Origin of the sequence: Streptomyces sp. NPDC091377, from assembly GCF_044757045.1 — a bacterium.
In the GTDB taxonomy this organism is placed as follows: Bacteria; Actinomycetota; Actinomycetes; order Streptomycetales; family Streptomycetaceae; genus Streptomyces.
The window spans coordinates 1-20,049 of sequence record NZ_JBIVUE010000021.1; the positions used below are offsets into that span (position 1 = coordinate 1).

The window sequence follows — 20,049 nt, forward strand, 5'->3', positions numbered from 1 at the left end:
CACCCGTTACGAGAAGACCGCCGAGTCCTACCAAGCAGCCGTCACCCTCGCATCACTCCTGATGTGGGCGTGACATTTGAAGACAACTCCTAGGCCCCGCCGTTCGGATCATCCCGCCGTCCCGGCGTCCCGCATCCCGGCGTCCCGGCACGCCGATCGGATCATCCCGGGGTCCCGGGGTCCCGGAGTCTCGGCGTCCCGGGGTCCCGGCGTCCCGCATCCCGGCGTCCCGGCGTCCCGGCGACGCAGGGTCCGGGTCGGCGGGACCGGCGCGCCTGGAGGTCGCTCGTCGTCAGGTTCGGACCCGCTGAAGCCGCAGCAGGGCCCACCGGAGTGGTAGTGGGCCCTGGAGACTCGCCGGGGCCGCCCGACGTTCACCTCCGGTTCGCCCGGACGCCGTGCGGGCGTGCCAGTCTCCCGGTGCTGGGTACGCGCAGGTCGGGACGAGAGAGGGCGCGGCGCACATGGAGAGCGGGCCGGCGGTCTTCGCGGGAGTGGTCTTCGCACTGTTCGGAAGCGGTCTGCTGGTGTGGACCGCGGTGCGCGTACGGCGCCGCGAACCCGTGGCCATCGGTGTGAGTCCCGTCGCTTCGGCGACCGTCACCGCCCTCGTGTCGGTGATCGCGCTCCTCCTCGGGGTGTGGTGCTTCACCCGCCTGTGAGGCGTGGGACACACCGGCCGCAGCGCCTCGGCCCCCGAGAGCCAACCCCGGCCCCCGGCCCCCGGCCCACCGCGCCCCTTCGCCCCCCGGCCTCTTCAGCCCCCCGGCCCCTCCCGACCTTCCCGGCCCCCCGGCCCCCCGGCCTCCAGGCCCCCGGCCCCCGGCCCCCGGCCCCCCCCGGCCCCTCCCGGCCCGGTCCGGTCCGGTCCGGTCCGATCCCGTCCGACGACCTTCCGGCCAGTCCTACAGGCTCCGGACCAGGTCTACGATCTTCAGCCCCACCCCCTCGTACGGCTGAAAGTCGTCTGCGCGACGGGCTCGGGCGGGGGCGGCGTTTTCCGCCCGGACCCGCTCCCCACCAGGCTCTGCCCCGTCCGCGGCAGGGCTCGCCGTCCTCCCCGGCCCACCCCCGGGGCCTCGTCTCCGCCATGATCGTCGGTAATCGGTAGGTCGCCCTCCGGATCGCCTCGGAATGCCCGCTGGGTACTCCGGGCGGCAGGAAAGGCGGTAGTCGGGTTACCGTTCGAGTGGCCGTTGCGGGCTTTTCCCGTTTGACACGGGGGCGGGATGTACCGTCACACTCCGCAGCGTCACCATGACCCGACCCCGGGACGAAGGCTCCGGGGAGGCCCCAGTGTCGACCGGAGAGAAGAGCGAAGTTGTCCCCGACCAGCGATACCGCACAGGGCGGTCGCCGACTCGTCATCGTCGAGTCGCCCGCCAAGGCGAAGACGATCAAGGGCTATCTCGGCCCCGGATACGTCGTCGAGGCGAGTGTCGGGCACATCCGCGACCTCCCCAACGGCGCCGCGGAGGTGCCGGAGAAGTACACCGGCGAGGTCCGTCGCCTCGGTGTGGACGTAGACCATGACTTCGAGCCCATCTATGTGGTGAACGCCGACAAGCGCGCTCAGGTCAAGAAGCTCAAGGACCTGCTCAAGGACTCCGACGAGCTGTACCTCGCCACCGATGAGGACCGCGAGGGCGAGGCCATCGCCTGGCACCTTCAGGAGGTGCTCAAGCCCAAGGTCCCGGTCAAGCGGATGGTCTTCCACGAGATCACCAAGGCCGCGATCCAGGCCGCCGTGGCCAACCCGCGCCAGCTCAACCAGAAGCTCGTGGACGCCCAGGAGACCCGCCGTATCCTCGACCGGCTCTACGGCTACGAGGTCTCCCCGGTGCTGTGGAAGAAGGTCATGCCGCGGCTGTCGGCGGGCCGCGTCCAGTCCGTCGCCACCCGGCTCGTCGTCGAGCGGGAACGCGAGCGGATCGCGTTCCGTTCAGCCGAGTACTGGGACCTGACGGGCACCTTCGCGACCGGCCGCGCCGGAGACCCGTCGGACCCGTCGTCGCTGGTCGCCCGCCTCCAGGCCGTCGACGGCCGGCGGGTCGCCCAGGGCCGCGACTTCGACTCCCTGGGACAGCTCAAGAGCGCGAACACCCTCCACCTGGACGAGGCGAACGCCCGCGCCCTCGCCGCCGCCCTGGAGAACACCCGCTTCTCGGTGCGCTCGGTCGAGTCCAAGCCGTACCGCCGCTCGCCGTACGCCCCGTTCCGTACGACGACGCTCCAGCAGGAGGCCAGCCGCAAGCTCGGCTTCGGCGCCAAGGCCACCATGCAGGTCGCGCAGAAGCTGTACGAAAATGGCTACATCACGTACATGCGTACGGACTCCACGACCCTGAGCGACACCGCCGTGTCCGCCGCCCGTACGCAGGTCACCCAGCTCTACGGCGCCGACTATCTGCCGGACCGGCCGCGGACGTACTCCGGGAAGGTCAAGAACGCTCAGGAGGCGCACGAGGCGATCCGCCCCTCCGGCGACCGCTTCCGCACCCCGGCGGAGACCGGACTGACCGGCGACCAGTTCAGGCTCTACGAACTGATCTGGAAGCGGACCGTCGCCTCCCAGATGAAGGACGCCACCGGCAACAGCGTCACCGTGAAGATCGGTGGCACGGCCGCCGACGGACGGGACGTCGAGTTCAACGCCTCCGGCAAGACGATCACCTTCCACGGCTTCCTGAAGGCGTACGTCGAAGGCGCCGACGACCCCAACGCCGAGCTGGACGACCGCGAGCGCAGGCTGCCGCAGGTCAGCGAGGGCGACCCGCTGGCCGCCGAGGAGATCACGGTCGACGGCCACGCCACCAAGCCGCCCGCCCGCTACACCGAGGCCAGCCTGGTCAAGGAGCTGGAGGAGCGCGAGATCGGCCGCCCCTCGACGTACGCGTCGATCATCGGCACGATCCTCGACCGCGGCTATGTCTTCAAGAAGGGCACGGCACTCGTCCCGTCCTTCCTGTCGTTCGCCGTGGTCAACCTCCTGGAGAAGCACTTCGGGCGGCTCGTCGACTACGACTTCACCGCCCGCATGGAGGACGACCTCGACCGCATCGCCCGCGGCGAGGCCCAGTCGGTGCCGTGGCTGAAGCGCTTCTACTTCGGCGAGGGCGCGGGCACCGGAGGCGCGGCCGACGCCGGCAACGGCGACGGGGATCACCTCGGCGGCCTCAAGGAACTGGTGACCGACCTGGGCGCGATCGACGCGCGCGAGGTGTCGTCGTTCCCGCTGGGCCATGACATCGTGCTGCGCGTCGGGCGCTTCGGCCCGTACATCGAGCGCGGCGAGAAGGACACCGAGCAGCACCAGCGCGCCGACATCCCGGAGGACCTGGCGCCGGACGAGCTGACCGTGGAACTGGCCGAGGAACTGCTGGCGGCGCCGAGCGGCGACTTCGAGCTGGGCACGGACCCGGCGAGCGGCCACCCGATCGTCGCCAAGACCGGTCGGTACGGCCCCTACGTCACCGAGGTGCTGCCCGACGGCACCCCGAAGACCGGCAAGAACGCGGTCAAGCCGCGCACGGCGTCGCTGTTCAAGTCGATGTCGCTGGACACGGTGACGCTGGCGGAGGCCCTCCAGCTGATGTCGCTGCCGCGTGTCGTCGGCACCGACGCCGAGGGCGTCGAGATCACCGCGCAGAACGGCCGCTACGGCCCGTATCTGAAGAAGGGCACCGACTCGCGCTCGCTCCAGAGCGAGGACCAGCTCTTCACGATCACCCTCGAAGAGGCTCTGGCCATCTACGCCCAGCCCAAGCAGCGGGGCCGCGCCGCGGCCAAGCCGCCGCTGAAGGAACTGGGCGAGGACCCGGTCAGCGCGAAGCCGGTGGTCGTGAAGGACGGCCGCTTCGGGCCGTACGTCACCGACGGCGAGACCAACGCCACACTGCGCTCCGGCGACAGCGTGGAGACGATCACGCCGGAGCGGGGCTACGAACTGCTCGCCGAGAAGCGGGCGAAGGCACCGGCCAAGAAGACGGCGAAGAAGACCGTCAAGAAGGCCACCGCGAAGAAGGCGACCACCGCGAAGAAGGCGGCCACCGCCAAGAAGGCTCCGGCCAAGAAGGCGGCGGCGACCAAGAAGACGGCCGCGAAGAAGACGACCACGACCGGGACCGCCACCGCGAAGAAGGCCGCCGCCAAGAAGACGACGGCCGGGGCCGTGAAGACGACGGCCGGGGCCGTGAAGAAGGCGGCCGGCGAGTCCTCGGACTGACCGGCCCGCCCGACGCGGAGTCGGACGGGACGGGGCGGGGCGGGGCGGGGCGGGGCACGAAGGTGGCGCGACGGGGCGCGACGGGGGTGGCATGTCGTATCGGGTGACGTACACGGTCGAGACCAAGGCGACCGCGGACAGCATGTCGCCCGAGCGGCGGGCCCTGCTGGAGCGCGGACTGGCGACCCTGGCCCAGGACCCGTACCACAAGGCCAGCAGCCACATCGGCACCCACGAGGACGACCGCAAGGCACAGGTCGCGCCCGGACTGCTGATCGAGTACGTGGTCGCGCACGGGCTGCTGGTGGTGGTCGTCATCGAGATCTTCGACGAGGCGTTGATCGTCGGGGACTGACCGCGCGCTTCCGCTTGCCATGCCGTCGCGGTGCCGGGGGTTTGAAGAGGGCGTGCGGGTGTTCGGGTGAGCGCCCTGGACTGTCGGTGGGTGCCGATAGGCTGAACGCATGACGCGAGCCGAGCAGCCAACGGCCCACCCCGCACCCTCCGCCTCGGACGACGCCCTCGTGGCCGACTCCCGGGAGCGGGCGGTGCGCGCACTGCTGCGTGAGCCCCAGCTCAAGCGGTTGTGGAGCGCGCAACTGGTCGGCGGTGTCGGCGATGTGCTGGCGCTGCTGGTACTGGTTCTGCTGGCGCTCCAGGCGGCGATCGCCGAGGGTTCCTTCGGCGGCGGCTACCGGGGCGTGGCGTTCGCGGTGGCGACGGTCTTCGCCGCGCGGATCCTCGCCGTCCTGCTCTTCGGCGCCGTACTCCTCGGCCCGCTCTCCTCCCTGACCTCCCAGGACGGCCCGCTGGACCGCCGCTGGACCATGGTCGGCGCGGACGGCGTGCGCGCGGCGCTGCTGATCGTCGCGCCGCTGTGGATCGACTGGACGCCGGACGACGCGCTGGCGGTGCTGCTGGTCACGGCCTTCGTCACCGGGGTCGCCGAGCGGTTCTGGACGGTGAGCCGCGAGACCGCCGCGCCCGCGCTGCTGCCCACCCCGCCCCCAGAGGGCGCGACCGTACGACCGCTGCCGGACCACATGGACGCCCTGCGCCGCCTGTCGCTGCGTACCGCCTTCGTGGCGGTCCCGCTGGCGGGCGCCGCACTGGTCGTCGCCGCGCTGCTGAACAACCTGCTGGGCGCGGGCATCGACTGGTTCGCCCAGCACCAGGCGGCGCTCGCCTCGTACGTGGCCGCCGGACTCTTCGCCGCGTCCCTGTCGGTGCTGACCTTCCTGGAGGTGCCGGGCACGCGCACGCCGCGCGCGCGGTCGCCGCTCGAAGGACTGCGCCGCCCCAGGACGGGCACGGGCACCGACAAGGGCCGTACGGGCGCGATCACCCTGCTGGTGCTCGCGGGCGCCTCGGTCGCCGGCGCGATCACCGCGGCGGTCGCCGTGTCCGTGCTGCACGCGAAGGACCTGGGCGGCGGGCCGGTGACGTACGGCCTGCTGGTGCTGGCGCTGACCGGCGGAGTCGTGATCGGCGTCCGTACGGCGCCTCGGCTGCTGGTGTCGCTGTCGCGGCGCCGGCTGCTGGCGCTGGCCCTCGCCTTCACCGGCATCGCGCTGCTGGCCGCCGGACTGGTCCCGGACGTCACGACCGTGCTGCTGATCTCCGCTCTCGCGGGCGCGGGCGCGGGGGTGGCCGCCCACACCGGGCACGCGCTGCTGGACCAGGAGACCGAGGACTTCCGCCGGGCCCGCACGACCGAGCATCTGCACGCGGTCGTACGGGTCTTCATGGCGCTCGGCGCGGTCATCGCGCCCGTGGTGGCCGCGCTGATCGGGCCGCACCGGATGGAGAACGGCAAGTTCGTCTTCGCGCACGGGGGCGCCGCGTTCACGCTGATGCTGGTCGGCGCCCTGCTGCTGCCGGTGGCCGCGCTGGTGCTGGCCAAGCTCGACGACCGCGCCGGGGTGCCGCTGCGGCATGACCTGCGGGACGCGGTGCGGCGCGGCGACGACCCCGTGCAGGCCCCCGCCGCCACCGGTTTCTTCATCGCCCTGGAGGGCGGCGACGGCGCCGGGAAGTCGACACAGGCGGAGGCGCTCGCCGAGTGGATCCGGGCCAAAGGCCACGAGGTGGTCCTCACGCGCGAGCCGGGGGCGACGCCGGTCGGCAAGCGGCTGCGGTCGATCCTGCTGGACGTGTCGAGCGCCGGGCTGTCGCACCGCGCGGAGGCGCTGCTGTACGCCGCCGACCGCGCGGAGCACGTGGACACGGTGGTGCGGCCCGCGCTGGAGCGGGGCGCCGTCGTCATCACGGACCGGTACATCGACTCCTCGGTGGCGTACCAGGGCGCCGGACGCGATCTCTCCCCGACCGAGATCGCGCGGATCTCACGCTGGGCGACCGACGGGCTCGTACCGCATCTGACGGTGCTGCTGGACGTGGCGCCGGACGTGGCGCGGGAGCGGTTCACGGAGGCGCCGGACCGGCTGGAGTCGGAGCCGGCCGAGTTCCACGCGCGCGTGCGGTCCGGTTTCCTGACGCTGGCCGCCGCCGACCCCGGCCGGTACCTGGTGGTGGACGCCGGGCAGGAGCCCGAGGCGGTCACCACGGTGGTCCGGGCCCGGCTCGACCAGATGCTGCCGCTGTCCGAGGCCGAGGTGAAGGCCCAGGAGGAGGCGCGGAAGAAGGCCGAGGAGGAGGCCCGCCGCAAGGCCGAGGAGGAGGCCGCGCGCAAGGCCGAGGAGGAGCGGCTGGAACGCGAGCGCCAGGAACAGCTCGAACGCCTCCGCAAGGAGGAAGAGGAGCGCAAGCAGCGCGAGTTGGAGGAGGCGCAGCGGCGCGAGGCCGAACGCCAGGCGGAGGAGGCCCGGCAGCGCGCCGAGGAGGCCCGCCGACGGGCCGAGGAGGAGCGGGCCCGGCTGCTCGCCGAGGAGAAGGCGCGCGCGGAGGAGGAAGCCCGCCGCAAGGCCGAGGAGGACCGGCGCCGCCAGCAGGCCGAGGAAGAGGCCCGGCTGCGGGCGGAGGCCGAGGCCCGTCGGGTGGAGAAGCAGCAGAAGGCTGAGGAGGCGCTGCTCCGTGCCGAGCAGGCCCGGCGCGCGGCCGAGGAGGCGGCTGCCGCGGCGGCTGCGGGTCCGCGGCGCCCGGACGCGCCGACGCGAGGACCGGAGGCGGCGACAGTGGCCACGCCGGTGGTGTCCGTTCCCGGCGAGGGGGAGCGCCCCGGTGACCAGGGGACGGGGGCACGTCGTGCGGAGGGCTCCGGGTTCGCCGGGGAGGCCGGGTCCGCCGGGGGCTCCGGGTCTGCCAGGGGCTCCGAGTCGGCCAGGGGCTCCGAGTCGGCCAGGGGCTCCGAGTCGGCCAGGGGCTCCGAGGGCTCCGAGTCGGCCGAGGGCTCGGGGCGGGTGGCCCGTCCCGGCGGTGCGGACAACGAGGTGACCACGGAGTTGCCGCAGGTGGACGGGGTGCCGGGGGCGGCGGACGAGACGGCTGTGCTGCCGCCGGTGCCGCCGGGTGCCGCGGACGAGACAGCCGTACTGCCGCCGGTGCCGCCGGCTGTGCCCGGGGCCGCCGACGAGACGGCCGTACTGCCTCCGGTGCGTGAGGAGAACCCCTCGGACCGGGTGCCGCCCGGGTACTTCCGGGACGAGGCGCCGCAGGCGGGCGCGGAGGACCGTACCCGCGAGATTCCGCAGATGGAGGACCGTACGCGGGAGATTCCGCAGCTCGGCGCGGACGGGAAGCCGGTACGGGCGGAGGCGGAGGAGACACACCGGCGTCGGCCGCGTCCGGACTGGGCCGAGGAGACTCCGCTGGACGACCTGCCGACCCTGGCGGACGAACTGCTCGGACCGCGTGACGACGACGAGTCGGACGAGGGGCAGGAGCCGGGACGCGGGGGGAGAGGCCGGGGACAGGGCCGCAGGGGCTGAGCGAGCCCCTCCCTCCCCCGACTGTCAGTGGGTCCCTCCACAATGGATACGGACGGTGAGCGTGACCGGAGCCTGATGAAGGGCGGCCGGAATGCCGGTACGACGGAATTGACGGAATGGCGGGGTGACCCATGACCGTATGGGACGACCTGGTGGGTCAGGAACGGGTGAGCGAGCAGCTCGAAGCCGCCGCCCGGGACGCCGACGCGCTGGTCACGGCGGTGGCCACGAGAACGCCGGTGCCGGAGGCGTCGAAGATGACGCACGCCTGGCTGTTCACGGGCCCGCCGGGCGCCGGGCGGGCACAGACCGCGCGGGCCTTCGCCGCGGCGTTGCAGTGCGTGAGCCCGGACCGGGCGCTCGGCGGCACACCGGGCTGCGGGTTCTGCGAAGGCTGCCACACGGCGCTGGTCGGGACGCACGCGGATGTGAGCACGGTCGCCGCCGTCGGCAGCCAGATCCTGGCGGCCGACATGCGGGACACGGTCCGTAAGTCGTTCACGTCCCCGGCCAACGGCCGCTGGCAGATCATCCTGGTCGAGGACGCCGAGCGGCTGAACGAGAAGTCGGGGAACGGCGTCCTGAAGGCGGTGGAGGAGCCCGCCCCGCGCACGGTGTGGCTGCTGTGCGCGCCGTCGCTGGAGGATGTGCTGCCGACGATCCGGTCCCGTTGCCGCCATCTGAATCTGAGCACACCGTCGGTGGAGGCGGTCGCGGACATGCTGGTGCGGCGCGAGGGCGTCGAGCCGGACGTCGCCGCGGCGGCGGCCCGTGCCACCCAGGGCCATGTCGACCGGGCCCGCCGACTGGCCACCGACCCGGGCGCGCGGCAGCGCCGGGCCACCGTCCTCAAGCTTCCGCTCCGGGTCGAGGACATCGGCGGGTGTCTGAAGGCCGCGCAGGAACTGGTCGACGCCGCGAGCGAGGACGCCAAGCAACTCGCCGAGGAGCGGGACGGCAAGGAGACGGAGGAGCTGAAGGCGGCGTTGGGCGCGGCGCAGGGCGGTCGGTTGCCGCGCGGCACGGCCGGGGTGGTGAAGGACCTGGAGGACATGCAGAAGCGCCGCCGCACCCGGACGCAGCGCGACAGCCTCGATGTCGCGCTGATGGATCTGACCAGCCTGTACCGCGATGTTCTCGCCCTCCAGCTGGGCTCACGGGTGGCCATCGCGAACGGGGACGTCGAGGACACCCTGGAGCGCCTGGTCCTTTCCGGCACGCCCGAGGCGACACTGCGGCGGATCGAGGCGATCCGCGCGTGCCGGGACGCCCTCGACCGCAATGTGGCACCGCTGCTGGCGGTGGAGGCGATGACGATGGCGCTGAGAGCGGGCTGAGGATCTGACGCCCGTAGGGCGAGGGCGTCGGGAGGAAGCAGAGGGAAGCGGGGGGAGCGGGGGAGCGGGAGGAAGCCGGGGGCAGTCGAGAGGAAGACGCAGAGGAAGACGTACCTCTTCCGTGGCGGAGAGCGTACGCACCGCACTCGACCCGTCGCGCACGGTTACCCTCGCTGGATGCACACAAGGCGCACTCACCGCAGGTCCCGTACGGCCGCTGTCCTTCTCGTCTCCGCCGCTTCCGCGGTCGCCGCCGCGCTGCTGGTGTCGTCGTGCTCGGCGGGGAGCGCGTCGGGTTCCGCCACGGCGGCGGACGCGGCGCTGACCGCGCTGCCCCGGGCCACACCGAAGGCGCTGGCGCCGTACTACGGACAGAAACTGTCCTGGCGTTCCTGCGGTGCCCCCGAATTCCAGTGCGCCACGCTGCGCGCCCCACTGGACTACGGCGACCCCGGGCGCGGCGAGGTACGGCTCGCGGTCGCCCGGAAGAAGGCCACGGGGCCGGGGGAGCGGCTGGGCTCGCTGCTGGTGAACCCGGGCGGACCGGGTGGCTCGGCGGTGGACTTCCTCCAGTCGTACGCCGGGATCGGCTATCCGGCGAAGGTGCGCGCCCGGTACGACATGGTGGCGGTCGACCCGCGCGGCGTCGCCCGGAGCGAGCCGGTGAAGTGCCTCGACGGACGCGAGATGGACCGCTACACGCAGACGGATGTGACGCCGGACGACACGAGGGAGACGGACGCGCTGGTCACGTCGTACCGGAAGTACGCGGAAGGCTGCGGAGCGCAGTCGCCGCGGCTGCTGCGGCATGTGTCCACGGTGGAGTCGGCGCGGGACATGGACCTGCTGCGGCAGGTGCTGGGCGACCGGAAGCTGAACTACGTGGGGGCCTCGTACGGGACGTTCCTCGGGGCGACGTACGCCGGGCTCTTCCCGGAGCGGACGGGGCGACTGGTGCTGGACGGGGCGATGGACCCCGCGCTGCCCGCGCGACGGCTGAACCTCGACCAGACGGCGGGCTTCGAGACGGCGTTCCGGGCGTTCGCGAAGGACTGCGTGACCCGGCCGGACTGCCCGCTCGGCGGGCGGGGCACCTCCGTCGACCGGGTCGGCCGCAACCTCAAGGCGTTCTTCGGCACGCTGGACACACGGCCCGTCGCGGCGGGCGACGCGGACGGCCGCCGGCTCACCGAGTCCCTCGCCACGACGGGGGTGATCGCGGCGATGTACGACGAGAGTGCCTGGGAGCAGTTGCGCGAGGCGCTGACCTCGGCGATGCGGGAGAAGGACGGGGCGGGGCTGCTGACCCTGTCGGACAGCTACTACGAGCGTCAGCCGGACGGCGAGTACAGCAACCTGATGTTCGCCAACACGGCCGTGAACTGCCTCGACCTGCCGCCCGCCTTCGACACCCCGGAGGAGGTACGGGAGGCGCTGCCGCAGTTCGAGAAGGCGTCGCCGGTGTTCGGTGAAGGCTTCGCGTGGTCGGCCCTGAACTGCGCGTACTGGCCGGTGGCGGCGACCGGCGAACCGCACCGTATCGCGGCGGAGGGCGCCGCCCCGATCGTGGTCGTCGGCACGACCCGCGACCCGGCGACCCCCTACCGCTGGGCCCAGTCCCTCTCCCGCCAGCTCACCACCGCCCGCCTGCTCACCTACGACGGCGACGGCCACACCGCGTACGGCCGCGGCAGCGCCTGCATCGACCGCGCGATCGACACCTACCTGCTCCGCGGTACCCCGCCGAAGGACGGAAAGCGCTGCTCATAGCGGTACGAGGCCCCCGCCTCCGCCCCCGGTCGCCCTCCCCGGGGCTGGTGCGGAGCACCTCCGGAAACTGTGTAGACTTACCGGCGTTGCCGATCGCACCATAGTGCCGGCAGCGCGCCGCCTTAGCTCAGATGGCCAGAGCAACGCACTCGTAATGCGTAGGTCTCGGGTTCGAATCCCGAAGGCGGCTCTGAAGGACCCCAGGACTCACTCGCCGTGACCTGGGGTTTTTCGCTGTTCCGGGCGACTTCTCGGTCGGTGGCCCCCTCGTTCCGTTTCCTTGAAGCAGGCCGCCGCGCTGTTCTCGATCTCCGCGTCGAAGGCGAAGGCGAAGGCGAAGGCGATGTCGACGTCGAAGTGGAGGTCCGCCGCGGCTACCCGGCGTCGCGTCGGTGTCGGGCGCGCTCCAGCTCGGCGGCGTCGGACAGCCAGGAGCCGTGCTGGTCGAGTGCGGCACAGCCGCCGTGGACGAAGGCGCTGACCAGGGCCCGGTATCCGCCGATCCCGTCGACCAGGCTGTACTCGACCCGGTACTCCGGATCCGATCCGCCTCCCCCCTCGTGCGCCGTCGTGATCCGGGCGACGGAGTCCGCGTAGAAGTGGAGCTGGATCCCTTCGCCCCGCTCCTCGTCCTCGATGGTGAACACCTCGTTGTCCGCGGCAGAACGGTCGCCGACGAAATCCCAGAACTCCGCGGTGGCGGTGCGGGGATGGTCGGGATGGTCCGGGAGCCACCGCCTCCCGACGCCCTTGTCGTCGGTGAACGACAGGATCCGCTTCCTCGCGCTCCCGCCGGAGCCGGCGCGGCAGTCGGCAGCTTCCTCGTCGTTCTCCACGGGCGTACTCCTGGAGCGGTCCGCGGCCTCCGAGCACATCAGGAAGCTCACGGTGCGCACCGCGTCATCGGCGAGCGCGGGGTGGGCGTGGCGCACGGCCGCGTCGACCGTCGCCGCCATCCGATCCCCGTCGCGCTTGTCCGTGGCGCGCTTCCCCCGTCGCGGGTCGCGGCCGATCCGCATCCCGGCGCACGCCTGCTCCGCGGTGGCGATCACCCGCATGACCTCGGGCAACAGCGCGGGGTCGACGGCTTCGGGTATCCGCCTCGGAACCGTCGCGCCGTGCAGGTACTGGCCCGTGTACCTCAGGATCGCGGCGTCGAGCGCGCCGAGGACTGTTCCGCGCTCGGCGCGACGGCGGTTCGCCTGGTACTCCTGAGCCCGCTTCCCGTCGGACGTCTCTGTCGCCGCGCGCATCGCCGCGCTGACCCGACCGCGCTCCAGCAGGTCGAGGTCGGCCCCATGGGCGATGAGCCGGCCCTTGTCCCACCGGATGCGCTGGAAGAGCGCGTCGACGTCCTCGGGTGCGGAGAGGAGGATCGGGTCCAGGAGCGCGACGGCGGCGTCCTCGTCGAGCCGGCCCCGGGTTCCGGCGTCGTCGCACAACGGAAGGACCGCACTCCACAGCAGCAGATGCCTGGCCAGGTCCTCCTGGATCACCGCGAGATGAGCCTCCCCGATCGGGAACGTGAACGTACGAGGCTCATGGGCGGCGTCGGCCCCGGCACCGAGCGTCAGCCGCAGCGCACCGTCCTCGCGGATCACGCTCGGGATCCAACCGCTCCGGCGCGTGAAGACGATGTCTCTCATGGACTCAGCGCTTCCCATCGGACGAGACTAGCGAGCCCCACCCGCACCGGTTCGACCGGCCACTTCCGTGCCCACCCCGCGCCGCCCGCTCGCCCTCCTGATCCGCCCGATCCGGACTCCCACCCGTCCACCGCGTCGGTGCGGGATGCCGGGCCGCTGCCGAGGTGGCCGCCGTCGTAAGCGGTCACTGTGGTGTTGCCGACCGTGGTCTCGGCGCCCGGCAGCTCCCGTTCGAAGCATCCGGTTCAGATGATGTGAGCCCGCCCAGGCCCAGAGACCCTGTGCCGAAGACCCGCGTCCATCGGGCCGGTTCCGGCCCCGCTCTTTCGAGTGCATCCGTCGGGCGGGCACCCGTATGTCCTCGGCGGCGACGTGAAGTGCGGGCGCAGGCGGAGGCGGAGGCGGAGGTGGAGGTAGGCATGGCTGTGGAGGGTGGGCGCGCGCGGCGTGATCCAGAGGGGCGGCGGCGGGTGATCGTGGAGGCCGCGGCCTCACTGGCCGGGGGCCGGGGCGGCGGGGTTGTCGCATCATCGCCTGGTGGCGGACCGGGGCCGGGGTGCCGCTGGGGTCGACGACGTACTACTTCGCGTCGCTGGAGGAGCTGGGGCGCGAGGCGCTGGCCCTGCTGGGCAACCGGGCCGAGGCGGATCTGCGGGAGATCGCCGGGGAACTGGCGGTGTTCGTGGACGGCGCCGCGACCCACGCGGTGCTGCACGACGCGCCGTTGACGCGGGAGTTCCTGACGGACGTCGTGGCGAAGTTGCTGTGCGGTGCGGCCACCGTGGGGGAGCGGTGACCGGGATGGCGCGGCACAAGGAGCCCACCGCGGCCGACGGGGCGGAGCTGTCCCCGGGGCGCCGTTGGGGTGCGCTGGCGGTGCTGTCGCTGAGCCTGATGGCCGTCGTGATGGACCTGACGGTGCTGAAGGTGGCGCTGCCGGATCTGGCGGCGGACCTCGAACCGTCGGCGACCCAGCAGTTGTGGATCGTGGACGCCTGCTCCCTGGTCCTGGCCGGGTTGCCGGTGTCGGCGAGCGCGCCGGCCGACCGGTGGGGCCGCAAGCGGCTGCTGATGGCCGGGTTCGCGGTGTTCGGGGTGGCGTCACTGCTGGTGACGGTGGCCGACAGCCCGGAACTGGTGATCGCCGTGCGGGTGTTGCTCGGCCTGGGCGGCGGTCACGGCCCTGGGGGCGGCCGTCGGGCTGATCGTCGGGCCGATCGTCGGAGGCGCCCTGCTGGAGCACTTCTCCTGGCAGGCGGCGTTCCTGGTGAATGTGCCGCTGATGGTGGTCGGCCTGGTCTTCGGGGCGTGGCTGCTGCCCGAGTCCCGGGGTGCCGAACGCGGGTCGCTGGGATCTGCCGGCCTCGGTGCTGTCGATCGTCGGCATGGCCGCCCTGGTGTGGGCCATCAAGGACATCGCCAAGCACTACACGGACGAGGGCTTCGCCAACCCCGCCGCCTGGTCCGTGCCGGCCTTCGGCGTCGCCGCGCTGACCTGGTTCACCTTGCGCTGCCTGCGCCGTCCGGACCCGATGCTGGGCGTCCGGCTGTTCGCCCGCCGGCCGTTCACGGCCGGAGCGCTGGCCCGCTCGCCGCGATGTTCGCCATGGCCGCCCTGCTGCTCCTGGGCGCGCAGTGGCTGCAACTGGCGGAGGGACATTCGCCGTTGGAGGCGGGGGTGCGGCTGCTGCCGTTGGCCGCCGGTTCCGTCGTCACCTCCGTCGCGGCGCCCGTGCTGGGCTCCCGGATCGGTGCCCGCGCGGTACTGTCCGGCGGGTCGGCCCTGTCCGGTGCGGGCTTCGTGCTCCTGTACGTCGCTCCCTCCCCCCTGGAGCACGGGTGGGCGGCGACCGCCCTCGCGCTCCAGGGCGCGGGCGCGGGCTCCCTGGCGATCGCCTCGGCGCTCATCATGTCCGGCAGCCCCCAGGACAAGGCCGGCAGCATCGCCGCCATCATCTACCGCGACAGCCCCCACCTGGGGTCGCTCACGGCCGGACCCTCGCCGGACGCGCGGACGGAGACCGCGGTCGACGCCGCCGAGGAGTCCCTGGGCGGAGCCCTCGAAGTCGCCCACCGCGTGGGTCTGCCCGAACTGGCGGCCCAGGCCCAGGACGCCTTCACCGAATCGTTGGCCCGGGTCGGCCTCATCGGCGGCATCATCCTGTTCGCCGCCGCCGCGCCGGTCTACGTCCTCACCCCGCGCGACGTCGATGTCAGGGAGCAGCACCACTGACGTGACCGTTGTTCCCACTTCCCTGCCGCCCACTTCCCTGCCGGGATCCCCGATCAATCCCCGCGTGAGCCGCGCAGGAGGCGTTGGACGGTGTCGGTCGTGAGGTCGTCGGGCTGGTGGGCGGGAGGGAGGGCGTCGGCGGCGGCGAGGGCGGCGATGCCGTGGAGGGCGGCCAGGAGGATGACGGCGAAGCGTTCCGGGTCGGTCACGGGAGCGTCGTCGCCGGCGAAGAGGCCGAGCAGGATCGCCGCGCACGCCTGGGAGGCCACGCGCACCTTGTCCTCCGGGTCGCGGTACTTACGGGCGTACATCACCTCCAGCAGCGCCGGGTGCCGGGTGGCGAAGCCGACGTAGACGAGGGCCGCCCGGGTGAGCCGGTCCTCGAACCCGCCGTCGCCCGACGCCGCCTCGCCCAGCTCGGCGCCGAGCCGTTCGAAGCCCTCGACCGCGAGCGCGTCGAGCAGGGCCTGGCGGTCGGGGAAGTGCCGGGCGGGCGCCGCGTGCGAGACCCCGAGATCCCGTGCCAGAGAACGCAGCGAGAGGGCACCGACGCCGTCCTCGGCGAGGACGGTCTCGGCACGGGCCAGCAGCTCGGCCCGCAGATTTCCGTGGTGATACGCCATGGCGCCCATCCTACAAGGGCAATGTTGCCGCCGTCATCATTGTTGATGATGTCAGCATTGTTGGCGTTGACAGCTTTGTTGTCGACGTCTACATTGGTCCTCATGGACACCACCAGGACTTCCACGAACACCGCCAAGACCGCCAGGACCGCCAAGACCGGCAAGATCGACGGGGCCACCGGGACCGACAGGGCCGACAAGAGCAAGTGGACGACCGCCGACATCCCTGACCAGAGCGGACGTACCGCCGTGGTCACGGGGGCCAACACCGGCCTCGGCTTCGAGACCGCCGCCGCGCTGGCCGCACGGGGCGCCCAGGTCGTCCTCGCCGTACGCAACCTCGACAAGGGCAAGCAGGCCGCCGCCCGGATCACCGCCCGCACCCCCGGTGCCCGGCTGACCCTCCAGCGGCTCGACCTCAGCTCGCTCGACTCCGTCCGCGCCGCCGCCGACGCGCTGCGGACCCGCCATGAGCGCATCGACCTGCTGATCAACAACGCGGGCGTGATGTGGACCCCGCGGACGACGACCGAGGACGGCTTCGAGTTGCAGTTCGGCACGAACCACCTCGGCCACTACGCCCTCACCGGACTGCTCCTCGACCACCTGCTCCCGGTGCCCGGCTCACGCGTCGTCACCGTCAGCAGCCAGGCCCACCGCCTCGGCGCCTCCATCGACTTCGACGACCTCCAGTCCGAGCGCACGTACAGCAGGACCGGCGCGTACGGGCAGTCCAAGCTCGCCAACCTGCTGTTCACCTACGAACTCCAGCGCCGCCTCGCCGACAAGTACCCGACCATCGCGCTCGCCGCCCACCCCGGCGGCGCCGGCACCGACCTGGCGCGCGACTCCTATCCGCCGGTGCGGCTGCTGTTCGACAAGCTGATCGTCCCTCTCGCCGCGCAGTCCGCCGACATGGGCGCCCTGCCGTCCCTGCGCGCCGCGACGGACCCCCGGGCCACGGGCGGGCAGTTCTACGGTCCGGACGGCCTCGGCGGGATGCGCGGCTATCCGAAGGCCGTGAAGTCGAGCGCGAAGTCGTACGACACCTCGGTCCAGCGGCGGCTCTGGACCGTCTCCGAGGAGCTGACCGGCGTCGTCTACCCGGTCTGACCCGAGCCCGCCGAGCCCATCCAATCCGCCGGACCCATCCAGCCCGCCGGACCCGCCGAACGCATCGAACGCATCGAACCCGCCGAAGGAATCGAAGGAAACCCATGGGAAAGCTCGAACCCCAACCCCTCTCGTACGTGGACGCGGCCCCGTTCACGGTGACCGCCTCCTACCTCTCTCCCACTCCGGCCGCCACCGCCTTCGAGGTGCTCAAGGACAATCCGGGCGGCGTCAACTGGATGGGGTCCTTCGTGACCAAGGTCCGATCGACCTCCGATCCCGAGCACGGCGTCGGCGCCACCCGCGAGGTCACGTTCCTGTGGGGCCTCGGCAAGCTCAAGGAAAGGTTTGTCGGGTGGGAAGAGCCCTCCCTGTGGTCGTTCACCGCGGTGGGCTTCCGGCCCAAGGTCTTCTCCCGGTTCGTCGAACGCGTACGGATCGAGCCCGTCGACGACGCGAGCAGCCGCATCCACTACTCCATGGGCTCCGAACTCAGCCCGCTCTTCAAGCCCCTCGCCCCCCTCATCCGGCGCTGGTTCGACGGGGCCGCCCTCACCACCCTGCGGGGCTTGAGCGAACAGGCCGTGAAGCGTACGAGTTGACCGGACGAGCAGACGAACAGAGCACCGGCGGCTCCGTGGCCGGACGCCGGCCGGGAGTCATCATCCGCACCACGACAGGGACTGATCGATGAAGGTGATCGTTTTCGGGGCGACCGGCATGGTCGGCCGAGGTGTGCTGCGCGAGTGCCTGCGCGACGACACGGTGAGCGAGGTACTGGTGATCGGGCGCACGGCGACCGGCGTCGCGCATCCGAAACTGCGGGAGATCCTCCGTCAGGACCTGGACGCCCTGATGACCGAGGACGGCATCGTCGACCGACTGTCCGGGTACGACGCCTGCTTCTTCTGCCTCGGTGTCTCCGCCGCGGGCATGAGCGAGGAGGCGTACCGGCGGATCACCCATGACCTCACCCTCGCGGTGGCCGGCGCGCTGTCCTCCGCGCGCCCCGACCTCACCTTCGTGTACGTGTCCGGGCAGGGCACGGACAGCACCGAGCGGAGCCGGAGCATGTGGGCCCGGGTCAAGGGCAGGACCGAGAACGACCTGCTCGCCCTACCCCTGCGTACGCACCTCTTCCGTCCCGGATACATCCAGCCGCTCCACGGAATCACCTCCCGCACCCGTCTGTACCGCGTGATCTACGGAGTCACCTCGCCCCTCTACCCCCTCCTCCGGAGGCTCGCACCCGACCACGTCACCACCACCGAACAACTCGGCCGCGCGATGATCGCCGTCGCCCGCGACGGCGCGCCCCAACGCGTGCTCCACACCCGGGACATCAACGCCTCGGCTCTCGCCGACGGTCGTCGTGCCGCCCCCCTCACTTCGCGTCCGCGTAGCACTCCACCACCGCCGTCGTGAACGGAAACCGGACCGGCGTCTCCCCGAAGGTCAGCCGGGCCGCCAGCTCCGACGCCTCGCGGGCGGCCGCCACGACCGTCTCCGCCTCCTCCTGGGGACAGTGGACGATGACCTCGTCGTGCTGGAAGAAGACCAGTTCGGCGGCGAGTCCGGCGCAGGCGCGGCGCAGGGCGGCGAGCAGCAGCAGGGTCCAGTCGGCGCCGCTGCCCTGTACGACGAAGTTCCGCGCGAAACGGCCGCGCGCACGGGAGTTGCCGGACGCGTAGCCCGGCACCCACTCCTGGCCGTCGCCCCCGCCCCCGCTGTCCGCCTCCCTCCCGGCCCCCTCCCCCTGCGGGATCCCGGCCTCCTCCCAGGTCTCCTGTCCCGCCCCGTCGGCCGCGGGCGGGCAGGTCCGGCCCAGCCAGGTCCGCACCAGGCGCCCCTCCTCCCCGGCCCGGGCCGCCTCGTCGACGTACGCGACGGCCTTCGGGAAACGGCGTCTGAGCGCGGCCAGGTTCTTCAGTCCGTCGCCGGAGGTCTGGCCGTAGACGGCGCCCAGGACGGCGAGTTTCGCCTGCTCGCGGTCGCCGGAGAAGGCACGGTCGGACACCGACTGGTAGAGGTCGCTCGTCCGGGCCGCGACCTCCATCAGACCGGGGTCGCGGGAGATCGCCGCCAGCACCCTCGGCTCCATCTGGTCGGCGTCCGCGACCACCAGCCGCCAGCCCGGGTCGGCGACCACGGCCCGCCGGATCACCTTCGGGATCTGGAGCCCGCCCCCGCCGTTGGTGACCCACCGCCCGGTCACCGTCCCACCGGCCAGGAACTCCGGGCGGAACCGGCCCTCCCGCACCCAGTCCTGGAGCCAGGACCAGCCGTGCGCGACCCGGATCCGGTACAGCTTCTTGTACTCCACCAGGGGTTTCACCGCCGGATGGTCGATGCTCTCCAGCTCCCAGCGCCGGGTGGAACCCACCTTGATCCCGGCCTGCGCGAACGCCTTGATCACATCGGCGGGCAGATCGCACCGCACCCGCCGCCCGAACGCCGCCGACACCTCGTCGGCCAGTTCGGCGAGGCGACGCGGCTCGCCCCCGCCCGCGTACCGCTCGCCGAGCAGTTCGGTCAGCACCTCGCGGTGGACGTCGGCCCGCCAGGGCAGCCCCGACGCGTTCATCTCCGCCGCCACCAGCGTCCCCGCCGACTCGGCCGCCGTCAGCAGCCGCATCCGGTCGGGGTGCTCCGCCCGCTCGTGCCGGCGCTGCTGCTCCGCGTAGACCGTGAGCAGGTCGGTCAGCGGCACTTCGGTCGGCCGCGCCTCGAACAGCGAGGACTGCGCGCCCGGTTCGGCCGGGCGCACCGGCGGATCCGGCGGTACGGGTCCGCCGCTCAGCCGGGCCAGGGCGGCGGCGGCCGAACGGGGCTCCCCGTACCGGCCCTCGTGGCCCAGGAGCAGGGTCTCGGCGGCCTCGATGTCGTAGCACCGCTCGACCCGCGCTCCCGCTTCGAGCAGACGCGGATACACCTCGGCGGTGGACCGCCACACCCACCGCACCACCTCGGGCCGCCCGCGCACCGCCTCCGCCGGATCGGGCTCCCGCACCACCGGACCGGCGGGCAGCCCGTCCGGGCCGAGGGGGGCGACCTCCACACCGCCTCCCTCGACCGGAGCGAGCGCCCACCGATCGACCATGCCGCGAGTGTGACACCCGGGTCTGACAACGCCCCTCCGGCCCATCTGCGGCGGCGGTGGCCTTGGTGGCCTCGCCTTGGCGGCCTACTCGCGGGCCGGTGGCCTTGGGTGGCCT

Annotated in this window: 13 protein-coding genes, 1 tRNA gene and 1 pseudogene; 12 read left to right on the top strand and 3 right to left on the bottom strand. The window is 72.5% G+C overall.

The genetic code is table 11. From position 1 onward, the window contains the following. Positions 1–464: 464 nt before the first annotated feature. The 7 genes from ACIQNG_RS32720 (at position 465) to ACIQNG_RS32750 (ending at position 11,409) form a co-directional block, all read left to right on the top strand. Positions 465–662, top strand: a complete 198-nt coding sequence (locus ACIQNG_RS32720) for a hypothetical protein (protein ID WP_401490065.1) — start codon at positions 465–467, stop codon at positions 660–662. A gap of 659 nt (positions 663–1,321) precedes the next feature. Continuing rightward, positions 1,322–4,225, top strand: a complete 2,904-nt coding sequence (topA, locus tag ACIQNG_RS32725) for a type I DNA topoisomerase (RefSeq protein WP_401490067.1) — start codon at positions 1,322–1,324, stop codon at positions 4,223–4,225. A gap of 91 nt (positions 4,226–4,316) precedes the next feature. Continuing rightward, positions 4,317–4,580, top strand: coding sequence for a hypothetical protein (locus ACIQNG_RS32730; protein WP_401433863.1), 264 nt, complete (start codon positions 4,317–4,319; stop codon positions 4,578–4,580). A gap of 109 nt (positions 4,581–4,689) precedes the next feature. After that, positions 4,690–8,112 (top strand): dTMP kinase, encoded by a 3,423-nt coding sequence (gene tmk, locus ACIQNG_RS32735; RefSeq protein ID WP_401490069.1) that lies wholly within the window; start codon positions 4,690–4,692, stop codon positions 8,110–8,112. 131 nt (positions 8,113–8,243) lie between these two features. Further along, positions 8,244–9,449 (top strand): DNA polymerase III subunit delta', encoded by a 1,206-nt coding sequence (locus ACIQNG_RS32740; RefSeq protein ID WP_401490072.1) that lies wholly within the window; start codon positions 8,244–8,246, stop codon positions 9,447–9,449. 177 nt (positions 9,450–9,626) lie between these two features. Next, positions 9,627–11,219, top strand: coding sequence for an alpha/beta hydrolase (locus ACIQNG_RS32745; RefSeq protein WP_401490074.1), 1,593 nt, complete (start codon positions 9,627–9,629; stop codon positions 11,217–11,219). A gap of 116 nt (positions 11,220–11,335) precedes the next feature. Further along, a tRNA-Thr gene (locus tag ACIQNG_RS32750) sits at positions 11,336–11,409 on the top strand. Positions 11,410–11,593: 184 nt separating this feature from the next. Here ACIQNG_RS32750 and ACIQNG_RS32755 read toward each other — a convergent pair. After that, complete coding sequence (locus ACIQNG_RS32755) at positions 11,594–12,865, bottom strand: DUF6357 family protein (protein ID WP_401490076.1); 1,272 nt, start codon at positions 12,863–12,865, stop codon at positions 11,594–11,596. A gap of 556 nt (positions 12,866–13,421) precedes the next feature. Here ACIQNG_RS32755 and ACIQNG_RS32760 point away from each other — a divergent pair. Together ACIQNG_RS32760 and ACIQNG_RS32765 are read left to right on the top strand one after the other, a co-directional pair. Next, positions 13,422–13,661: a hypothetical protein gene (locus ACIQNG_RS32760; protein ID WP_401490078.1), complete on the top strand. Its 240-nt coding sequence runs from the start codon at positions 13,422–13,424 to the stop codon at positions 13,659–13,661. 110 nt (positions 13,662–13,771) lie between these two features. Then, positions 13,772–15,098: pseudogene (locus ACIQNG_RS32765) on the top strand (MFS transporter). 53 nt (positions 15,099–15,151) lie between these two features. On the opposite strand, the gene ACIQNG_RS32770 reads toward ACIQNG_RS32765, so the two are convergent. Further along, on the bottom strand, positions 15,152–15,721 hold the full coding sequence (locus tag ACIQNG_RS32770) for a TetR/AcrR family transcriptional regulator (protein ID WP_401490080.1): 570 nt from the start codon (positions 15,719–15,721) through the stop codon (positions 15,152–15,154). 102 nt (positions 15,722–15,823) lie between these two features. On the opposite strand from ACIQNG_RS32770, the gene ACIQNG_RS32775 reads away from it, so the two are divergent. From ACIQNG_RS32775 to ACIQNG_RS32785, 3 genes are all read left to right on the top strand, one after another. Continuing rightward, the gene (locus tag ACIQNG_RS32775) at positions 15,824–16,834 is read left to right on the top strand and encodes an SDR family NAD(P)-dependent oxidoreductase (protein ID WP_401490081.1); all 1,011 of its coding nucleotides are present in this window, start codon (positions 15,824–15,826) and stop codon (positions 16,832–16,834) included. A gap of 104 nt (positions 16,835–16,938) precedes the next feature. Next, on the top strand, positions 16,939–17,436 hold the full coding sequence (locus ACIQNG_RS32780; protein ID WP_401490084.1) for an SRPBCC family protein: 498 nt from the start codon (positions 16,939–16,941) through the stop codon (positions 17,434–17,436). Between the two features lie 88 nt (positions 17,437–17,524). Beyond that, positions 17,525–18,259 carry an NAD-dependent epimerase/dehydratase family protein gene (locus ACIQNG_RS32785; RefSeq protein ID WP_401490086.1) on the top strand — a complete coding sequence of 245 codons (735 nt, stop codon included), beginning with the start codon at positions 17,525–17,527 and terminating at the stop codon, positions 18,257–18,259. Here ACIQNG_RS32785 and ACIQNG_RS32790 read toward each other — a convergent pair. Further along, positions 18,219–19,934, bottom strand: coding sequence for a bifunctional 3'-5' exonuclease/DNA polymerase (locus ACIQNG_RS32790; protein ID WP_401490087.1), 1,716 nt, complete (start codon positions 19,932–19,934; stop codon positions 18,219–18,221). The genes ACIQNG_RS32785 and ACIQNG_RS32790 overlap by 41 nt on opposite strands. Positions 19,935–20,049: the final 115 nt, after the last annotated feature.